Genomic DNA, 18,634 nt, shown 5'->3' with positions numbered 1-18,634 from the left:
TACATCTTGTTGGATACTGACTCAGGCTAGTCGGTTTTCGGTCATCCAAAAGTAAAATTTGTCTCAGTATGCCGAATTAAACTGAACGGCCCTACAGCCAAAACCCTCAGGAATAACAGATACATAAACGGCTAATACAGCGGTTTCAATCAGTCACAGACAGGAGGTGCCGTGATTCTTCAGCAAACCCGGTCCCCACCTCAGCGTAATAGTTGAAAACAACATCCACTCCGAGTTCGAGAAGTTGATTTCTTTCGTCTTCGTAGCGGGCTACCGCAGCTGTTTTGCCCTGATAACCAGCAATCTTCATCATCTGCAATGTCGCCAACATTTCCTGTTGAGACGGTAGCGCCAGCATGACCAGACGGATATCGCAATAGGATGCCTGCTGCCAGAACTCGAGGTCGTCCGCATCGCCAGAGATAACATTAAATGACTCACTCCTCAGTTTTTCTGCCCGGTCTGCATCCGATTCGAGCCCCCACGCGCTTGAGGTATCACTACCATGAAGTGCCTGATAGGCTCCCTTACCTACCCGCCCCATACCGACAATGAGCACATCAAATGATGCCGGCAATTTCAGCGACTGGTGCGCCCCTTCACGTTCAAAGCGATTTATCGTTTTATACATGCGAGCGTAGATGGAATGCGCACGGCGGAAAAACACGGTGCTGATAAGAAATGAAACCGACATGGCCAGGGCAATCATCACCAGCCATTCTTCACCTAGCCAGGACTGCTTAACGCCCATATCAGCAACAATAAGACCAAACTCACTGTAATTACTGAGAGCCAGCGCAGTCAGGTATGCTGTCCGGCCCGACAATCCAAAAATAATAAACGTGAAATAGAAGAGTACGAATTTAATTACGAGCAAGAGCGTCAGCCCTGCCGTCACATACAGCATCTCAAGTGTGGGTAGCGCAGCGAAACCGATTGATAAGAAAAAACCAATAAGGAACAGATCCTTAAAACTCATCAGTGTTTTATAGAGTTCCGAAGACTTATTGTGCCCAGCGACGAGTACACCTAGGATCAGAGCGCCAAGGTCTCCCTTTACACCCAGGGCATCAAACAGCTCGTAGCCTCCTAGCGCAAGAAACAGCCCCGTCAGCGGTAGCAATTCACCATGACCTGAACGCTCCATGACCCAGTAAAGCACCGGCCGAAGCAAAGGTAACAGGAACAGCGCCAGTGCCCATTCATCCGGTACTTTACCGGTGGCTGCTACCAGAAATACTACCGCAACAATATCCTGAACAATCAGAATACCCAGCGCCAGGCGCCCGTGCCGGACTTTCAGTTCTGAAGCCTCTTCGAGCATTTTGACGACGGCTACTGTCGATGAAAAACTCAGAGCAAATGCGACCAGGGCCGCCGTTACCAGATCCACTTCAAACGCCTGGCTTAACCCCAGCCAGGTCGGCACAGGTAAGGCCGCGATACCGAGCAGAATCCAGCTGCCGCTCTGAACAAGAGTGCCACCCCAGACTTCTTTCCGGATAAGGGTGCGGATATCCAGTTTCAGACCAATGGTGAACAACATCAATGTGATGCCAAGCGAGGCCAGCTCATCAAGCAGTGGCGTCGCTTCACGACCCAGTGCATTAAGAACGAAACCTGCAACCAGAAAGCCAATTAAAGGCGGCAGGCTGAACTGTCGAGCCACCAGACCAAACACAAAGGCAATCAGAACCCAGAGGAAATCCATACGCTGTCTCTACCTGTCACAGGAAAATAGGGCAGTCTTCAGAAAGCCGCCTGTATACCGAAATATCCCTGGGTCTCAGATCCGATGCCCTGAATCCCCTGAGCAACACCAATCACTACAGGGACCAGTGCTCTGTACCCGACGATACTGTTCAAGCGCAATTCTGCCCCGGTTCCAACCATGGCCCCGGGATCATCCGATTCCGTCCAGGCTCGCCCACGCTCGAGAAATACGCGTAATTCCAGATCATCCAAGCCTAACGGCCAGATGCTCCAGTTGTCATTGATGGAACTCAACTGAGCCGCATAGACCAGTCGCTCGCGGTCGTAATAACGACCGAGCTGATTCCCGGCGTCAAAGCCGCGAAGACTCAACTGCTCCCGCCCAAAGAGAGAATAGTCCTCCTGTGGCGGCAGACCACCGAGTTGCCATCCCGGTGCACCTTCGGACGCAAACCCTGCATTCAGCGAGAACGTCAGCGACTGACGTCCCGGCAGATCGAACATATAGTTAAACCCGGGCTGAACGTGAACGCCTGAAAAGTCGTCGTTGAGCAGAGAAAAGTCTTCTGCAACCAACTCTGCACCCGGCCCGAACCCTCCGGGAGAATGGAGTAGTCCGCGCTGATCGTTGAACGTCAGTGCGAGGCCAACGCTGTGTCTATCAGCTGCTCGATCTCCGGAGATCACGACGCCGGGCTCTACCCTGTCGATCGATATTCGTCGACTGACCAGCCCCGAATGAAGGCCTAAGCGATCACGCATCGCCTGCACCAACCAGTTTCTCTGAATACGCCACTGCTGATCTTTGAGCACGGTAAATCCGGGCACCGTTTCATTGATATCAAATAATTCATTCTCGACATCGTACCCCAAAAGCCAGCGTTGATACTGATATATCAGAGTCATATCAAAGGCTTTCTGCTCAGTTCCATAGGCGAGATCGACCTGGTAGTTATGGCGCCCCAGCGCATCGGTACCGCCGGTACTGAGCCCAACGTAGGTCGTATCTTCGGTGCCGTAAAATACAGGTAACCAGTAATGCGGGCGAAGCGTCGACCATGGTTCATAAGCAGTGGGTTCAGATGCTTCCACCTGATTCAAGCTTATTGCCTGGGTTGTTGCCGCTTCATAAGCTACACCTGCGCGCGCCAGCGGCAACTCAGTATTTCTCAACAGGAAGCCACCCGCCGTGTATTCCTGTGACCACAGCCGGTCGCCAGTTATCCAGGGGTCAAACGACCTCGCTACATCGATATCATCAGAAGCCAACGACAACGCACTACCGTTCTGCCACTCATAAATTCCGAATTCCCCTGAGTAATCCGCGATAAACAGAAGCCGATCGTCGGCTGTGAATCTCGGTTGCGCCTCGTTTGCCGCCGAATCTGTCAGCAAGGTCCAGTCGCTGTCAGCGACATCCTTACTGGCTAACTCCCAGGATCGTCCCGGAGTTTTAAAAGCTGCAATAATTTCAGTGCCGTCACTCTTTATATCAAACGCACCGACGTACTCACCGTACTCGCCACGCCAGAGCAAGGTCTCAGTGCCATCTTCCGACAGCAACAAGAGATGACTGAAGCCGGCTCTGAAACTCGTGAAAACAAAACCAGAGCCATCCGGCAGCCAGCGCGCATCCGAAACACGGGCTCCCTGAGTCAAGGGCACCCAGTCCCCCTCATCCAGCAACCAGAGGTCAGCAGAATAGCGACCGCTTGCATACGTCAGAGCACGTACTGCGATCACACGCCCATCGGGCAGAACGTCAATCGAGGTAATGTCTCTGCCGTCGGCTATGTCAGTGCAGTCTGCTTCAACGCCTGTGCAACGCTGGAGCACGGGGCGGTCTTCGTCATCGCTGGCTACGTAATAAACCGCCTGACCATCTGATCCACTCACCTGCTGCCGTAATGTAATCTCCGGCAATGACGCCGAGGAGGGAACAACAACAGTCTTCTCTTCGCCAAACCGTTCCTCCATAGCCAGGCGAAAATCCGCCCAGAGAGCCTCGAAGTCGCGACCATAGATACGTCGTGCGGTGCTGTTGAGCATCAGGTATGGAAATATTTCGCCACTATACAGGCTTAGCCACATCTGTAGCTTTTCCTCACCATAGGTCTGGACCAGATACTCAATAAAGAAGGCGCCATACAAGTAGTACTGACCATAGGGCCATTCACGGCTGCTGATCGCCGCTTCACCAAGCGTCGCGAATTCTCCACTGCGTACTTCTTCACGCATCTGCATTTCATACCAGCTTGATGTAAGGCGACCCGTGCCCGCTTCATAGTCTGTCTCCAAATAAACAGCTAAACCTTCAATCAGCATGGGAGAAATCAGAGAGTGCGGAAAGAAGAACAGTACACGTCCAAACACTGAACGAAGTCTTTCGGGCGCCCCACGGCCCATCTCCATGTGCAGGATATGTACGTACTCATGGCGGATAAGCAACGCCAGCCAATCGTCGTAGTTCTCAAGGCCATTGAGATCATGGGGTGGTGTCAGATAGAGCCTGATTTGCGAAAAAGGAAAGAAGGTCGCCCACCCGTTTGCGATGTCCTGATCATCAGAGAGCACCAGCTGGGTTCTGGACGCGGGAGGGGTTGTAAAAAACGGCATCAAGTCACGGTGCGCCTGCTCTGCGATGTTCAGCGAGTGAAGTGCCAGCGCCTCGTAGGCGGGATCTGATGCAGGGTAATGAGCATCAAAATGCTCCGAACTGCGTGTCAGCCACCCCTCAGCTCCGGGGCCGTCCCAGGCAACGGGTTCTGCGATGGCAGTCAAAGGTAATAAAAGAAGTAGCAGGAGCAAACGACAAAACATAATCAGCCTTCCATGAAGAGTCACGCCATCATATCCGAGTCATGTTACTCCGCAAGGTGTATTAGCCGGGCGCGTACCGTAAACTGCGCGCTTTGACTTCTCTGCCGGAACCATGTGATGGAACTTGATATTATTTACGAAGATGAGCACCTGGTCGCAATCAATAAACCCAGCGGCCTGCTGGTCCACCGTAGCGAAATCGACCGCCATGAAACCGCCTTTGCCCTGCAGTTGGTGCGCAATCAGTTAGGCCAACGAGTCTACCCTGTACACAGACTCGATAAACCGACGTCTGGCGTTCTTGTCTTCGCACGTCAACCTGAAACCGCCAGCCTGGTCGTCGAGCAGTGGCGTCAACGCGATATTGAAAAGCACTACCTGGCTATTGTCCGTGGTTATATGCCTGAGTTCACCCATCTCGACTACGCCATGTCCCCACCTGTCGACAAGTACGCGAAGCATGAGCGTATCAAGCCGCCACAGGAGGCCATTACAGATTTCACCTCTCTGGCTCAGGTTGAAATTCCAGTTGCCGTAGACAAGTACCCTCAGTCCAGATATTCACTGATCGACTGTCGTCCTCACACCGGGCGAAAGCATCAGATACGCCGGCACCTGAAACATCTGAGTCACCCTATTATTGGTGATGCCCGATACGGTAAAGGGAGGCACTCGAGATATTTCCGGGATCATATGGATGCACCACGATTGTTACTGCATGCCTGGTCATTGGAGATGTACCACCCGTACACTAATGAACTGCTAACCCTGATTGCCCCACCTGACCGGACAATGCGTCAACTTTTCGACCGCTTCGGCTGGAGCATGGCCTTACCGGAATCATTGCAGTCAGAGCTCCAACACCCTCCGCACCCCTCCATGGATGCCTTTCTGCTACCAGCAGAGCTCCGAACCCCAGAGAAACCGTGACTTACGCACGGTTACCCACACTTTCTGTGGATAACTTTATGGATAAGTTTTTTAAAAGTGGCTGGAACCCGCATGAAACAAGGGGTGCTGTCATTTTGCTGAAAAAATTAACAGTAAATTTTTCCATATAAATCAGTAACTTATAGATTGACAATTCTATCGATAGGAATTTGACACTATCCTGTCAGTCCAGTGACGCCATCCCTTTTTGATGTGTATAACAGGTTCCAGATAGTTTTCTGGTGTCAACACCTGAACGCAGGATTTAAAGCTTTTTTTTGCAAAAATGTCGTAGTTTGTCGCGGGTAAGTTTCCCACAATTTCTGTGGATAACTTTGTGAGTAATAATTTAAAAACTCATTCCAGCCCAGATAAAATGGGCATAACACTCAGATTGTATATTTTTTAACCAAGTAAAAAACCTATATTTTTCAATGACTTATGAAAATCAATAGATACTTTCATATTTTCTACGCCAGATTGACACATTTATTCGGCCACCATTGAAGATGTGCATAACAACGCACCAAAATAAACCCAGACGCACTGAAAAAAACCTGAAAGCGGCGTTGACATTCCGTTTTCTGACAGGACGTGCGACAGAGCCTGAAATTCCCGAAAAAACTTCCCTTCTGAATAACTACCAGCACAATTTGTGGATAACTTAAGCAAAGCCGCATGAAGGCTGATATCAGGTTATTCACAACTGACAACAGAGTATTCGTCTGGCATAAAAAAACCCGCCGAAGCGGGTTTCTAAGATGGTGCAACAAGCATGTCTGCTTATATGCCGAGTCGCTCTGCAAGCTTATCTGCTTCCATATACCCCGGTATCAGCTGGCCATCCGAAGTGACAATAGCGGGGGTACCGCCAACACCGATAGCACGACCCAGATTGTATTGTGCTGCTACCGGAGACTCGCAGGAAGCCGTGGATACCAGCGACTGCATTTCACCGCGCTTCTCATCAAATGACTTCATGGCCGACTCTCTGTCAGATCCGGAAGCATTCCGTACACGACTATATGCACCAGACAATTCGCCCTGCAATGATTTAATTTCTGTCATAGCGTCAGCACGATCACCCTTGTCCTGGCACCATACGTAGTTAATCTTATTGTAAGATTCGGTGTAACCACCGGTCTGATCAAAAATACCTGCGCGCGGATACGCGAGGTAACGGACAGTTATACCCTTCGCATTGATATCGTCCATTTCTTGATGGAGCTTCTGGCAATAGCCACAATCAATGTCCGTAAACACATTAATGACTGCCTTCTCATCTCCCTTCGCAGGAAATACGACCGTATCAGCATCGGGAATGGATGCCATTTCTTTCTTGCGTAACGTCACTTTGCGCAGGTCACTGACGTTATCCAGCCCGCCCTCACTGAATTTGTACAGGGTATTCTGATAGATGAGGTAGTTGAGGTCAGGAGTCATATGCATTAAAGACCCATCGATCATAACCACTTCATAAATCTGACCATCACCCAGTGATACCACCTCGGTGACATCAGCCCGCGGGCCAAGCACTTCCTTCATCTTGGCTTCGATGGTTTCTTTCAGCTTCGCATTGTCAGCGAGAGCCGGCGCGCTCATCAGCATGGCAGCGACCAGCGCGGTCAGTGTCTTCTTCATATCTTTGCTCTTCTGCATTCGTATGTGGCTTTCTCTCAACAGGCTGACCATAGCAGGAAACCGTATCTTTCAGGCACAAAAAAACGGGCGCGAGGCCCGTTTTTCGGTAAAGAAAGGTATTCCCGGAGGATTATACCTTTTCTTTGATACGTGCAGACTTACCGCTACGCTCACGCAGGTAGTACAGTTTCGCCTGACGCACGTCACCACGACGTTTAACAGCAATGCTGTCAACCAGTGGGCTGTGAGTCTGGAAAGTACGCTCAACGCCGACACCGTGAGAGATCTTACGTACGGTGAAAGCAGAGTTCAGGCCACGGTTACGCTTACCGATAACCACACCTTCGAACGCCTGCAGACGCTCACGGTTGCCTTCTTTTACTTTTACCTGAACGACAACAGTGTCACCAGGGCCAAAAGCTGGAACAGCGTCTTTCAGCTGCGCGTTTTCAATCTGCTGAATGATTGGGTTCTTGTTGCTCATTGTTCGCTCCTTAACAGTCTGACGAGTGCTCAGCCGCGTTCTCGTCAAGGTATTCTGTCAATAACTTTCGTTGCTCGGTTGTCAGTTCCAGTTCAGCCAGTAAGTCTGGTCTGCGTTGCCAGGTTCGGCCCAGTGCCTGCTTTAAGCGCCACTGGCGGATTTTCTCGTGATTACCGCTCAACAGTACCTCAGGTACCGCTTCACCTTCATACACTTCAGGCCGGGTGTAGTGCGGACAATCCAGCAAGCCATCCATAAAGGAGTCCTGCTGTGCCGACAGTTCGTGCCCCAATACACCAGGCACCAACCGGATCACGGCATCCATCAACGTCATGGCGGGTAATTCACCACCGCTGAGCACGAAATCACCGACAGACCATTCTTCGTCGATTTCCGCCTCAATCAGACGTTCATCAATACCCTCGTACCGCCCGGCAACCAGGATCAGCTTGTCATGCTGAGCAAGCTCAAGCACACCCTCCTGATCCAGTTTGCGGCCCTGTGGCGACATATAAATCACCTTAGCGCCTTCACCGGCCGCTGCCTTCGCAGCATGGATGGCATCCTTTAACGGCTGAATTTTCATCAGCATTCCGGGGCCACCGCCGTACGGTCGATCATCCACCGTCTGGTAATTGTCGTAAGCGTAATCTCTTGGATTCCAACAGGTCACACTGACTTTATCCTGTTTGACTGCGCGTCCGCTGACACCTTGCTGGGTCAACGCCTGAATCATTTCAGGAAACAGAGTTACAACACCAAACCACACCGGTCTTCACTCCTCTCTGGCCCTGTTGGCCAGGGGTTAAAAATCCGGGTCCCAGTCTACCTGGATCACACTGCTGTCCAGATCGACCTCAAGAACATATTGCTCTACAAAGGGAAGTAAACGTTGCTGCTGATCGATGCTGCCCTCACAAGGCGTCACCGTCATCACCTGATTACCACCACCAGAATCAAACAGTTCTTTCACCTGGCCCAGCACCACACCTTCGGTATTTACTACCTTGAGTCCGATCAGCTGGAACCAATAATGTTCATCTTCTTCAAGCTCAGGAAGCGCCTCTTCAGGAACCCCGACCTCACACTGATGTAAGCTCAATGCCAGATCACGGTCTGTAATGCCCTGAAGGCTTGCCACCAGACCTTTACCCTGAGGTTTACCCTGAAGTACTTTGAATTCCTGCCAGCGATTATCCTTACGGATGTGCCAGACAGGGTACTCCAGAATGTTTGTCATCGGCTGCGTGTAGGAATACACCTTCACCCACCCTTTGATGCCAAACGCAGTGCTTATTTTTCCCAGAACGCGAATGTTCTCAGACACTGCTTACCCCCGGTTAAGCTGAATTACGCTTCTTTTTTAGCAGCGTCTTTCAGCAGCTTCTTAACACGGTCAGTTGGCTGTGCGCCTTTACCTACCCAGTACTCAACGCGTTCCAGATCGATACGCAGAGCTTCTTCCTGGCCACGAGCAATCGGGTTGAAGAACCCAAGGCGCTCGATAAAGCGACCGTCGCGAGGCATGCGCGCGTCAGCTACGTTGATGTGATAAAAAGGACGTTTTTTAGAGCCGCCGCGGGCTAAACGAATAACTACCATAAAGTGTGTCTACTCCGGTCGTTTTATCTAGTGGCGGGTTTTGAAATCGCCCACCGTTCAACATCCCTCAAGACCAGCGTTACGCAGTTAGCGTGCTGCCGACTTGAAGGGCCTGGGGGCCGCCGTACAGGCAACCCACACAAAAGGGCGCGTAGTGTACGCTAACTGCCCCCAAAACCGCAAGTAAAAGAGCGGCCCGGGAAGCCCGACCAATACAGCATTGTATTCAGGCGCAGGATAGATAATATTCGCGCATTCTAAGATCCTCTCCAGGCTAAGTATTATGAGCACTATCCAGACGATTCAGGACAAAGCCCTCGCCCTCAAGAACAACCGCGCTTTCGAGTTGTTTGTGGTGGGGGTCATCATTATCTCAGCGCTTCTCGTGGGGGCGAAAACCTACGCCATTCCGGATGCCGTATCACAGATGATCGTCTGGCTGGATGTCGGTATCACCTTCCTGTTCCTGTTTGAGATCATCGTCCGCTTTATTGCTGAGCCCAATAAGAAACGCTTCTTCCACAATGGCTGGAACGTCTTTGACACTCTGGTCGTGGTTGTCAGCCTGATCCCGATTGATAACAGCGATATGGCTCTGGTAGGCCGGCTTGTCAGGGTCTTCCGGGTGCTTCGTATGGTCTCGATCATCCCTGAGCTGCGCATGCTGCTGAACTCTCTGGTACGCGCACTGCCTCAGCTCGGATACGTTGTGCTGCTGATGTTCATCATCTTTTATATCTACGCAGCCATCGGCGCGACCTTCTTTGCGCCCATTAATCGTGAACTCTGGGGTGACATTACCATCTCTATGTTGACCCTCTTCCGGGTGATGACCTTTGAAGACTGGACCGACGTTATGTACGAGACCATGAAGGTCTACCCTCTGTCATGGAGCTTTTATCTGTCGTTCATTTTCTTCACCGCGTTCGCCTTCCTTAATATGGTGATCGGCATCGTCGTTAACGTACTGGAAGATGAACACGCCAAAGAGCGAGCAGAGAAGGACGAAGAAGAAGGCAACGCTTCCATGAATGATCTGCGTGACGAAATACAGGAGCTGAAGTCCATGATTGCTCGCCTCGAGCAACGCAGGAGCAGTGATCAGTAAATATTGCACTTTTATGACATGGGAATGACTTTCGAGGTCATTTCCGTCATATAATCGCGCTCTTCATCAAGACCCTAAAGTCACCGACGGACCCAGTTCCATTGTCGCGACCGGATTCAGGTAAGGTATGAACTACACTCTTTTCGACTTCCTCCAGCTCATTGGTGCCCTGGGCATCTTTATTTTCGGTATGAAGATCTTCAGTGAAGGCCTTCAGAAAGTGGCAGGGAGCCGCCTCAAGTCGGTGCTTAGCGGCATGACCCGAAACCGTGTTACTGGTGTGTTCACCGGCTTCGCTACGACCACCATCACCCAATCATCGACGACAACGACCGTGATGGCCGTCAGTTTCGTAAACGCTGGTCTGCTGACATTCGTCGAGTCAACGGGTGTGATTATGGGCGCCAATATCGGTACCACAGTGACCGCCTGGATCGTCGCTCTGTTTGGCTTCAAGATGAAGATCACCCCCATCGCCATGGCAGTGATCGGTCTCTTCTTCGCTTTCCTGTTCTCCAAGAACAGCCGCTTACGCAACATCGCCGAGACCATGGTTGGCTTCGGTATTCTGTTTATTGGCCTTGAGTTCATCAAAAATGGCGTGCCTGACATTCGCAGCAACCCGGAGATACTGGAGTTCCTCGATATGTTCACGGGGTTCGGCTACGCCTCACTGCTTATTTTTGTAGTCATCGGCACCCTGCTCACCCTTGTTATGCAATCATCTTCGGCGGCTACAGCGGTGACACTGGTTATGCTGTTTGAGGGCTGGATATCCTTTCCGCTGGCGGCTGCTATGGTTCTTGGGGAAAACATTGGTACCACAGTCACCGCCAACCTCGCCGCTATGGTGGGGAACGTTCACGCGAAACGGGCAGCCCGCTTCCACCTGATATTCAATCTGATCGGGGTTGCCTGGATGTTGGCCGCCATTTATCCGGTCATGCACCTGATTGATATGGTGGTCCAGAACTTCTCAACGGCACCGGTTTCTATTCTGAGCGATGCCCCTGAAGCCAGACCCAACGCAACCCTGGGCCTGTCGCTCTTCCATACCTCGTTCAACATCCTGAATGTCATCCTGCTGTTTGCCTTTATTCCTTATATCGTGCGCTTTATCGAACGCATTCTTCCGGAGACCGCGGGCGGGGCTGACGACTTCCGCCTGAAGTACATCAGTGCTGGTGTGATGACCTCTCCTGCACTAGCGCTGGAACAGGCCCAGAAGGAAGCTCAGCAGTTTGCCGGGATACTTAATCGTATGCATGCTGACGTCGATGAACTTCTGTTCGACAACAAGGCATCAAGATCCAGGCTACTCAAGCGCATCGCTGCGGCTGAAGAAGCCACGGATCAGCTGGAAATCGAGATTTCCGACTATCTCGTCCGGGTCAGTGAGAACACCAACCTTGAGCACGACCTGACAGAGCGCATTCGCTTTCTCCAGACCATGATCAACGATATGGAGCGCATCGCCGACATCTACTTCCAGATTTCGAAACTGTCAGAACGGCTGCATGAAGCACGAAGCCATTGGCCGGATGATGCCCGGGCTGACATGGTGCAAATGATGGAAGCACTCAGAGCGGCTGTAGAGAATATGCAGCAAAGTGCCTCAATGGAGCCTTCGGAAGTCAGTCTGGAGCGCGCTATCGAGCTTGAAAATCGTATTGACGAATTACGTGACTCTTTCCGTGACACCCACTTCCTCCGTCTCGAAAATGGCGACTACAGCCCCCGTGCCGGCGTCATCTTCATTGATGTCCTCAACCGGATTGAACGCATCGGCGACCATATCCTCAACGTCAATGAGTCTGCGGCGAACCACCGACTCAAAGCGCAGCGCGTGTAATCCCGAATGGCAGTCTGTTCACTGTGGGGAACAGACTGTCGCTGAAATTACAGGAACCAACGACCTGTCTGGCTCTCTCACAGAGACATACTCTCTGTGAGGAGCACATCATGAGCACTTCAGCCTCAACAACGAACACCCTTTTCAAGCCTCTGAATCTTGGTTCGCTTGAAATCCCCAATCGCATCATCATGGCACCGTTAACGCGCTGCCGCGCCATCGACCACCTGCCCAATGAACTGATGCGTGAGTATTACACCCAGCGTGCCAGCGCAGGCCTGATCATCACTGAATGCACTATGGTCACACCGCAGACGTCGGCCTTTGCCAGTGAGCCTGGTATCTACTCTGACGCACAGGTTGCCGAGTGGAAAAAAATCACGGATTCAGTTCATGCCGCTGGCGGGCGGATATTCATGCAGATCTGGCACGCGGGGCGCGCCGTTCACCCTGAGCTTAATGATGGAAAACCCGCGGTTTCCGCCAGCCCGATAGCTATCGAAGGTGGGTCAACAACCCCAGAAGGGCAATTCGAATATCAGAAACCAGAAGCACTCACTGAAGATCAGATTCAGGATCTGGTTAATGACTTCCGTAAAGGCGCTGAGAATGCCAAAAAGGCAGGATTCGACGGTGTTGAAGTACACGGTGCAAACGGCTACCTGCTGGATCAGTTCCTGCGTGACGGTGCAAACAACCGTGACGATAACTACGGTGGCTCATGGCACAACCAGGTACGCTTCCTGACCGAAGTACTGGACGCAGTCAGCGAAGTATTTACACCACACCGGGTCGGCGTGCGTTTCTCGCCATTGAATAGCTTCAACGACATGAAAGACAGTGACCCGGTGGCATTGGTTAAATACCTTGCGGCACACCTGAACCCGAAGGACCTCGCCTATGTCCATCTGATGCGCGCTGACTTTCTGGGCGAACAGAAAGCAGACGTGGTGACGCCGTTCCGCTCGCTCTATAACGGCCAGTTAATTCTTAATATGGGATATAGCCCTGAAGAAGCCGCTGATACCGTCGACTCTCACAATGCGGATGCAATCGCGTTCGGCACTGCGTTTCTTGCCAACCCTGACCTGCCAGAGCGCATTCGCCAGGGAGCAGAACTCAACGAACCCGACCCGAATACCTTCTACACGCAGGATGAAAAAGGGTACACCGATTATCCAGCGTTAGAGACCGCCGACGCGTAATCCTAAGCACATAATCTGAAAGCAATGGCCGGGCATATTGCCCGGCTGTTCTTTTATATTCCCTCCGGGCCTTCAGTCCGTGTTGCAATAAAACGGATATTTCAAAACATAAAAAGAACAATTCTCAGTCGTCTGGTTCATTACAAAAAACCACTCCTGACCCTAGTATTTACAGGCTTTTCGGCTTGTTCCGCACGCGTGCTCGCGCTATCGTTACCGGAGATATCTACTCAACCCGGAGCATCCCATGAAAGGCAGCCAACGCGTCATTGATCAATTACAAAAACTTCTCAATTGTGAATTGGCCGCCCGCGATCAGTATTTCGCTCACTCGCGCATTTACGAAGACATGGGGCTGAACAAACTCTACGAACGGCTTAGCCACGAAATGGAAGAAGAAACCCAGCACGCAGATGTGTTGGTACGACGCATTCTTTTCCTGGAAGGCACTCCCGACCTGTCTAACGCTGACGACCTCAATGTTTGTGAGACGGTACCTGAAATGCTTCAGGCGGATCTGGACGTTGAATACTACGTGGCTGACCTCCTCAAAGAGACGATGGCAATCTGTGAAGAAGAAAAAGATTACCAGACGCGTGAATTGCTTCAGCCACTGCTTTACGACACAGAAGAAGATCACGCTCGTTGGCTCGAGCGTCAGTTGCGACTGATCAAAATGATCGGCATTGAGAACTACCTGCAATCACAAATGTGAAGCTCTCTTTTTTATCAAAATAAGAAGCGCCATTATGGCGCTTTTTTATGTCTGCTATTAACTTACATCAACTTTCCCAACGCGTGCTCTACAACCTGAACTCGCTCTTCCATTGTATGAGGGTGTGCAAGCAAGCCTTCGATAACGTAAACCATCAAACGCGCATCCAAGACTGCTGCGGCAGGGTCCAGGCCTGCTTTAACCAATTCAGATACTGACAGCTGCTCTACCATCTGATGGAAACGGTCATGCCAGTCGCGTACGACCTCGGAATGCGACACTCTGGAATGAACATCCGTCATCAATGAGCCTGAACTTTCGAATTGCTCAATCAACTTCAGCACCCGTTCCGTCAGAGGGGCGTTCTGCATGGCGATCACTTGAGGCATTGCCTGCATCACTTCACGGTTAAGCACCGCAACCAACAGGTCGTCCTTATTCTCGTAGTACCAGTAGATGGTATTCGCAGCAACGCCCGCAGCCTTAGCAACACTGGCCATCGACGTTTTGTCATAGCCCTGCTCTTTGAACAATGCCATAGCGACCGCTTCTATTTCTTCTCGTTTGATCTTCTGCTCTACGTGACGCTTGTTACGTGCCATTAACTGCCCAGCCACTTTCTTGATTGACGTTTAAGATACAGATGCGCTATCTTGAATGCCATTCAAGAAAAGAAAACCGAGAACAAAAGGCTAATACCATGAACGTATTGTCAGAGAATCGATTGAAAGGAACATTCGTAAATCAGGGTGTCAGTTGTGCAGCAACCCTTCACAGACCCACTACCGCCAAGGGCCCATATCCCACCATTCTGATGGTGCATGGTTGGGGTGGAACTCAACTCACACTAGTAACCGGCTTTATCGACGCATTTAACGAGGCAGGCTTTGCAGTGCTTACATTCGACTATCCGGGTTGGGGCGACAGCGAAGGCTTACCGCGCAATACCATCAGCCCCTGGAAGCGTGAAAAGACCGTCGAGGCGGCCTTGGCGTATACAAAGTCGCTGGCCGACGTTGATCAGACAAACATCATTCTCTGGGGGAGTTCCTTTGGCGGTGGCCATGTTGTGAAAACGGCAGCAGAACATCCCGAACTTCGCGGCGCGATTGCTCAAGTGCCGATGCTTGACGGTATGCTGGCAGTAAAAGCGGTTCCGCCAGCACGTATGATCCGCTTTGGGGTCGATATGATGCGCGATATGCTCAACCCGTTCGCAGCACACTACGTACCGATTGTCTCACCGGAAGGCGAATACTCCTCAATGGACCGTGACGGAGCATGGCGAGTGGAAGGCTGGATTTCAGACACATTGAAGCGCGAGAACGATAACCGTGTTGCAGCACGCTCACTGGCTACGATGGGCTTCTACCGCCCGCGGAAACATCTGAAAAGCATAAAAATCCCGATGTTAATTATTGGTGCCACCCGAGACACCGTAGCACCGTTTGATGAGGAAAAAGTACGTAAGCTGTCTTCTGAAAAGGTGGAGATACAAACCATCGACGCCAACCACTTCGATCCATATCTGGATCACTGGTTTGAAGATAACATTGCAAGACAGCTAAATTTCATTAAAAAGCTGGTGCCTGCAAACTACTGATCATGAGGTAGCAGGAAAATCTTCCGCGTTTCTTCCATGTATTGCTCAAATAACCCCTGAGCTTTCATCTCGCTCAACACCTGCTGCAGAGGTTGAGCGAGGTCGGCGTGCCGTCGGTGAAGCACGGGATATACAACAATATCATCCTCAAATTCTGCGACGCGAATACCTGAGATAGTCAGCCCCAGTGACTCTTTCAACGCCGAGAGGCGCCCCGGGAAGTCCACAAATACATCGGAGCGTCCTGCCAATAACTTATGAAGCCCCTGCTCCGGGCTCGTAATGGCGAACAGATAGCCCTCAGGCAAGTGAGCGGCGAGCATGTCACCCAGCGGCTCAACCCCACGCAGGTATTCAACCCGATAACTTGCCTTCTCCAGGTCGGCGAGACGCTCAAGCTGAATATCCGGATCAACCGTCGCATACCCATACTTAGTCGTAAGAATCGACTCCCGCACGATAACAGCCGCAGGGTTATCGTTCTCGTAACCTGCAGCGCGTAAGCCCTCGACGTCGATTTTACCGGTGTTTAATAGAGTATTAGCGCGAAGTGGAGGATAGACACCATATTCCAGCGTAATACCTAAGCGATCAAACGCCTCAGAGATAAGCCGGTGATACCAGGCCATCGTCAGGCTCTGAGCTGGGTCAGCCGAATAGGCCATGGTGAATATTGGTCTGTCTGAAGCGCTTTCTGAGTGAGAGAGAATTGAGATAAATAAAAGAAGAGAAATACAGACGCGGCCGACACATTGCGACCAGCTGAAACGTATCATAAATCAAACCTGTAAATGCCTGAACAAACCAGCAGGACAGTAATAGATCCTTATCGTTGTCACACATTGCCAGCGAGCTATAGCTATATAATAGCAGGGCGTTGATAAATTACTTAATACATTCTGCTGCCTAAGATGCCATTCAAGCACTAGCACTCATCATCTCGACACAAATACACCGCATCACCGACGCGGACCTTTCCCTCCTCAAGAATATCACCGTACACACCAAGATTCTGCTCAGCTTCGCGGACGATGGTTCTGAGCACCTGCGGGTCTTTCGATATTCCATGCTGTTCACGAACAACGGAACCGCACCTTGGTGCTGTATCAGAACATAAAATAGTGACCTCACCGACCTTCAAAGAACAACCAACCCAGGCTTGTTCAACCAGCCCTTCCATTTCAGGGAATGTTTCCACAACAAGATTTGGCCGGAAGCGCTCGATCTGCCAGTCCGAATCTGGATTCCTAGTCTTCAGATACTCAAGACTGGCCGTAGAAATAATATGAAACGGAGAGACCAGAAAGAAACTACCCAACACAGACACATACGTCTGCATCTCTTCGGGTAAATTATCGAGATCTGGAAGAGGCTCTCCGGGTAGGCGTTCGAACGTCGCTTTTAATTCATCAAGCCAGGTGTGATCGTCTTCTTTAAAACGCTGATAAAACCCCTTATCAGAAGCAGGCCTTAAAGCCTGAATGCGACTGGGCTGACCAACTAGCTCTGACAGTTTTACATCCACGTCCTCCGCATCTGATGGAAGACACTGACCATCAGGAAAGCGAATAGTGACACCACTGTGAATATCGCTGGGGTCAGTAAATTGTGCGCGACACTGCAAAAGTTGAGGGCGAAACTTACAGCTCTGAATCTCCTGACGAACGACATCCTGAACCGCCAGAATTCGATCGCCTCGTCCCCCCATACGCTGTACATCAGCCTCTGACAATGCCTCACCCGCCATCCCTTTCACCGGGTAACGCCAGACTGATTTAACCGTACCTACTTTAATCATCAGAACCTCCTCGTATCACCAAAGTAAACGAGCAAGTTCACAGGAACCATACGTTATAAGACGTAGCTATGTGGCGAGCTGCAATGCAGGCGGAACAATAAGGACTGAAGGTTAACGGCCAGTTTCACTGAATGCCTGCCGTACCTCTTTCATATAGAGATCGAACAAGCCTTCTGCTTTCATTTGAGCAAATACCTCAGCCAGAGCATCCGCAAGATCAGTATACTGTATATTGAGGTAAGTATAGTGCGGCACTTGCTCTTCAATATCGGAGATATAAATCCCTTTACCACGAAGCCTCAAATCATCCGCATCCAGCAGCATACGGCCCCTGAAATCTACCAGCACATCGGTACGCCCCGCGATCAACTTAGCGATGCCCTGTTCAACTTCCGATACCTCAGAGAGGCTATCCTCATCAATGTATTCAGAAAGTATCTGCTCCAGCGGCTCGACACCGCGGACAAATTCGACACGATAGTCTTTCCTACGAAAGTCTTCCCATTTGGTAATTTTCAAATCAGGATCGGTTACGGCAACAGAAAAGGCCACTTCAAGCAGCGTCTGATTGACCCGTACAGCCTGAGGGTACACTTTGCTATACCCTTCTGGACGGATGGCCTCGGCATCAACCTGCCCCTGCTCTAGCAACATACCGGATCGAACTGGCGGATAGACACGTGCAACAAACTCACGATCCAGCCGACGGAAGGCCTCCCTGACCACCATATCGTACCAGCGCATCGTAATACTCTCGGCAGGATCGGCAGAGTAAGCGATGACGAACGGGGCCTCGCTCACATCCGCACCATCATTGCTGGCCAGACACAGCTGCCAGGGTAGCAGCGCTGACAGCACCACAACCCAACACTTCACTAATGCCTGAAAGCCCAAAGCCTGACTCACTTCACCTTCCGGGAGATCAACAGAATCATAACAATCTCAATATCGAACCATATTTCAGGATAGTTGAAGTATGCCGGAAGGCACAAGATAAAGAGCTTTGGTCGCCACTCAACTGAAGGGAATCTTATTCCCAGCAAATACACGGTTAAGCTTTCAAATCACCCTGTAGGAGCGATTCAGCCAGCTTGCCTGGCTATTCGCGATACCCTGCTCGATGAAACCTAATCCCACGCTTGTAGGAAATGAGATGGACCCGT

At 51.0% G+C, this 18,634-nt stretch carries 17 protein-coding genes; 6 read left to right on the top strand and 11 right to left on the bottom strand.

Annotated elements, in window-relative coordinates:
• Positions 1 to 145: 145 nt before the first annotated feature.
• Both B3007_RS05355 and B3007_RS05350 read right to left on the bottom strand, forming a co-directional pair.
• Positions 146 to 1,711 carry a cation:proton antiporter family protein gene (locus B3007_RS05355; RefSeq protein ID WP_301378111.1) on the bottom strand — a complete coding sequence of 522 codons (1,566 nt, stop codon included), beginning with the start codon at positions 1,709 to 1,711 and terminating at the stop codon, positions 146 to 148.
• A gap of 38 nt (positions 1,712 to 1,749) precedes the next feature.
• Positions 1,750 to 4,533 (bottom strand): hypothetical protein, encoded by a 2,784-nt coding sequence (locus B3007_RS05350; RefSeq protein ID WP_301378112.1) that lies wholly within the window; start codon positions 4,531 to 4,533, stop codon positions 1,750 to 1,752.
• A 117-nt stretch (positions 4,534 to 4,650) separates the two neighbouring features.
• Here B3007_RS05350 and B3007_RS05345 point away from each other — a divergent pair, with 117 nt between their 5' ends.
• On the top strand, positions 4,651 to 5,463 hold the full coding sequence (locus tag B3007_RS05345) for a pseudouridine synthase (protein ID WP_301378113.1): 813 nt from the start codon (positions 4,651 to 4,653) through the stop codon (positions 5,461 to 5,463).
• Between the two features lie 783 nt (positions 5,464 to 6,246).
• Here the strand turns inward: B3007_RS05345 and B3007_RS05340 are convergent.
• The 5 genes from B3007_RS05340 to rpsP form a co-directional block, all read right to left on the bottom strand.
• A complete protein-coding gene (locus tag B3007_RS05340; RefSeq protein WP_297530322.1) occupies positions 6,247 to 7,104 on the bottom strand; it encodes a DsbC family protein in 858 nt (285 codons plus the stop codon).
• Between the two features lie 130 nt (positions 7,105 to 7,234).
• Positions 7,235 to 7,588 (bottom strand): 50S ribosomal protein L19, encoded by a 354-nt coding sequence (gene rplS / locus B3007_RS05335; protein WP_068434889.1) that lies wholly within the window; start codon positions 7,586 to 7,588, stop codon positions 7,235 to 7,237.
• 10 nt (positions 7,589 to 7,598) lie between these two features.
• Positions 7,599 to 8,357: a tRNA (guanosine(37)-N1)-methyltransferase TrmD gene (gene trmD, locus B3007_RS05330; RefSeq protein WP_068434887.1), complete on the bottom strand. Its 759-nt coding sequence runs from the start codon at positions 8,355 to 8,357 to the stop codon at positions 7,599 to 7,601.
• A gap of 36 nt (positions 8,358 to 8,393) precedes the next feature.
• Positions 8,394 to 8,915, bottom strand: coding sequence for a ribosome maturation factor RimM (rimM, locus tag B3007_RS05325; protein WP_068434883.1), 522 nt, complete (start codon positions 8,913 to 8,915; stop codon positions 8,394 to 8,396).
• Positions 8,916 to 8,938: 23 nt separating this feature from the next.
• A complete protein-coding gene (gene rpsP / locus B3007_RS05320) occupies positions 8,939 to 9,190 on the bottom strand; it encodes a 30S ribosomal protein S16 (protein ID WP_068434880.1) in 252 nt (83 codons plus the stop codon).
• Positions 9,191 to 9,473: 283 nt separating this feature from the next.
• Between rpsP and B3007_RS05315 the strand changes: the two genes are divergently transcribed.
• The 4 genes from B3007_RS05315 to bfr all read left to right on the top strand — a co-directional run bounded on the left by B3007_RS05315 (position 9,474) and on the right by bfr (position 14,070).
• Positions 9,474 to 10,298, top strand: coding sequence for an ion transporter (locus tag B3007_RS05315; RefSeq protein WP_068434879.1), 825 nt, complete (start codon positions 9,474 to 9,476; stop codon positions 10,296 to 10,298).
• A 127-nt stretch (positions 10,299 to 10,425) separates the two neighbouring features.
• Complete coding sequence (locus tag B3007_RS05310) at positions 10,426 to 12,150, top strand: Na/Pi cotransporter family protein (RefSeq protein ID WP_301378114.1); 1,725 nt, start codon at positions 10,426 to 10,428, stop codon at positions 12,148 to 12,150.
• Between the two features lie 110 nt (positions 12,151 to 12,260).
• Entirely contained in the window at positions 12,261 to 13,355 is a 1,095-nt protein-coding gene (locus tag B3007_RS05305) for an alkene reductase (RefSeq protein WP_301378115.1), read from the top strand.
• A 247-nt stretch (positions 13,356 to 13,602) separates the two neighbouring features.
• On the top strand, positions 13,603 to 14,070 hold the full coding sequence (gene bfr, locus B3007_RS05300; protein ID WP_301378116.1) for a bacterioferritin: 468 nt from the start codon (positions 13,603 to 13,605) through the stop codon (positions 14,068 to 14,070).
• Positions 14,071 to 14,132: 62 nt separating this feature from the next.
• Here the strand turns inward: bfr and B3007_RS05295 are convergent, their stop codons facing one another.
• On the bottom strand, positions 14,133 to 14,672 hold the full coding sequence (locus B3007_RS05295) for a TetR/AcrR family transcriptional regulator (protein ID WP_301378117.1): 540 nt from the start codon (positions 14,670 to 14,672) through the stop codon (positions 14,133 to 14,135).
• A gap of 98 nt (positions 14,673 to 14,770) precedes the next feature.
• Between B3007_RS05295 and B3007_RS05290 the strand changes: the two genes are divergently transcribed.
• Complete coding sequence (locus B3007_RS05290) at positions 14,771 to 15,673, top strand: alpha/beta hydrolase (RefSeq protein WP_068434869.1); 903 nt, start codon at positions 14,771 to 14,773, stop codon at positions 15,671 to 15,673.
• Here B3007_RS05290 and B3007_RS05285 read toward each other — a convergent pair.
• From B3007_RS05285 to B3007_RS05275, 3 genes are all read right to left on the bottom strand, one after another.
• Positions 15,667 to 16,449: a hypothetical protein gene (locus B3007_RS05285; protein ID WP_301378118.1), complete on the bottom strand. Its 783-nt coding sequence runs from the start codon at positions 16,447 to 16,449 to the stop codon at positions 15,667 to 15,669. The genes B3007_RS05290 and B3007_RS05285 overlap by 7 nt on opposite strands.
• A 149-nt stretch (positions 16,450 to 16,598) precedes the next feature.
• A complete protein-coding gene (locus B3007_RS05280; RefSeq protein ID WP_301378119.1) occupies positions 16,599 to 17,471 on the bottom strand; it encodes an MOSC domain-containing protein in 873 nt (290 codons plus the stop codon).
• A gap of 111 nt (positions 17,472 to 17,582) precedes the next feature.
• Positions 17,583 to 18,377, bottom strand: a complete 795-nt coding sequence (locus B3007_RS05275) for a hypothetical protein (RefSeq protein WP_301378120.1) — start codon at positions 18,375 to 18,377, stop codon at positions 17,583 to 17,585.
• Positions 18,378 to 18,634: the final 257 nt, after the last annotated feature.

The sequence above is a fragment of the Thalassolituus sp. UBA675 genome, assembly GCF_002297765.1.
Classification (GTDB): Bacteria; Pseudomonadota; Gammaproteobacteria; order Pseudomonadales; family Oceanobacteraceae; genus Thalassolituus.
The sequence above is the reverse complement of the archived record's forward strand: the minus strand, read 5'-3'. Positions and strand labels throughout refer to the sequence as shown.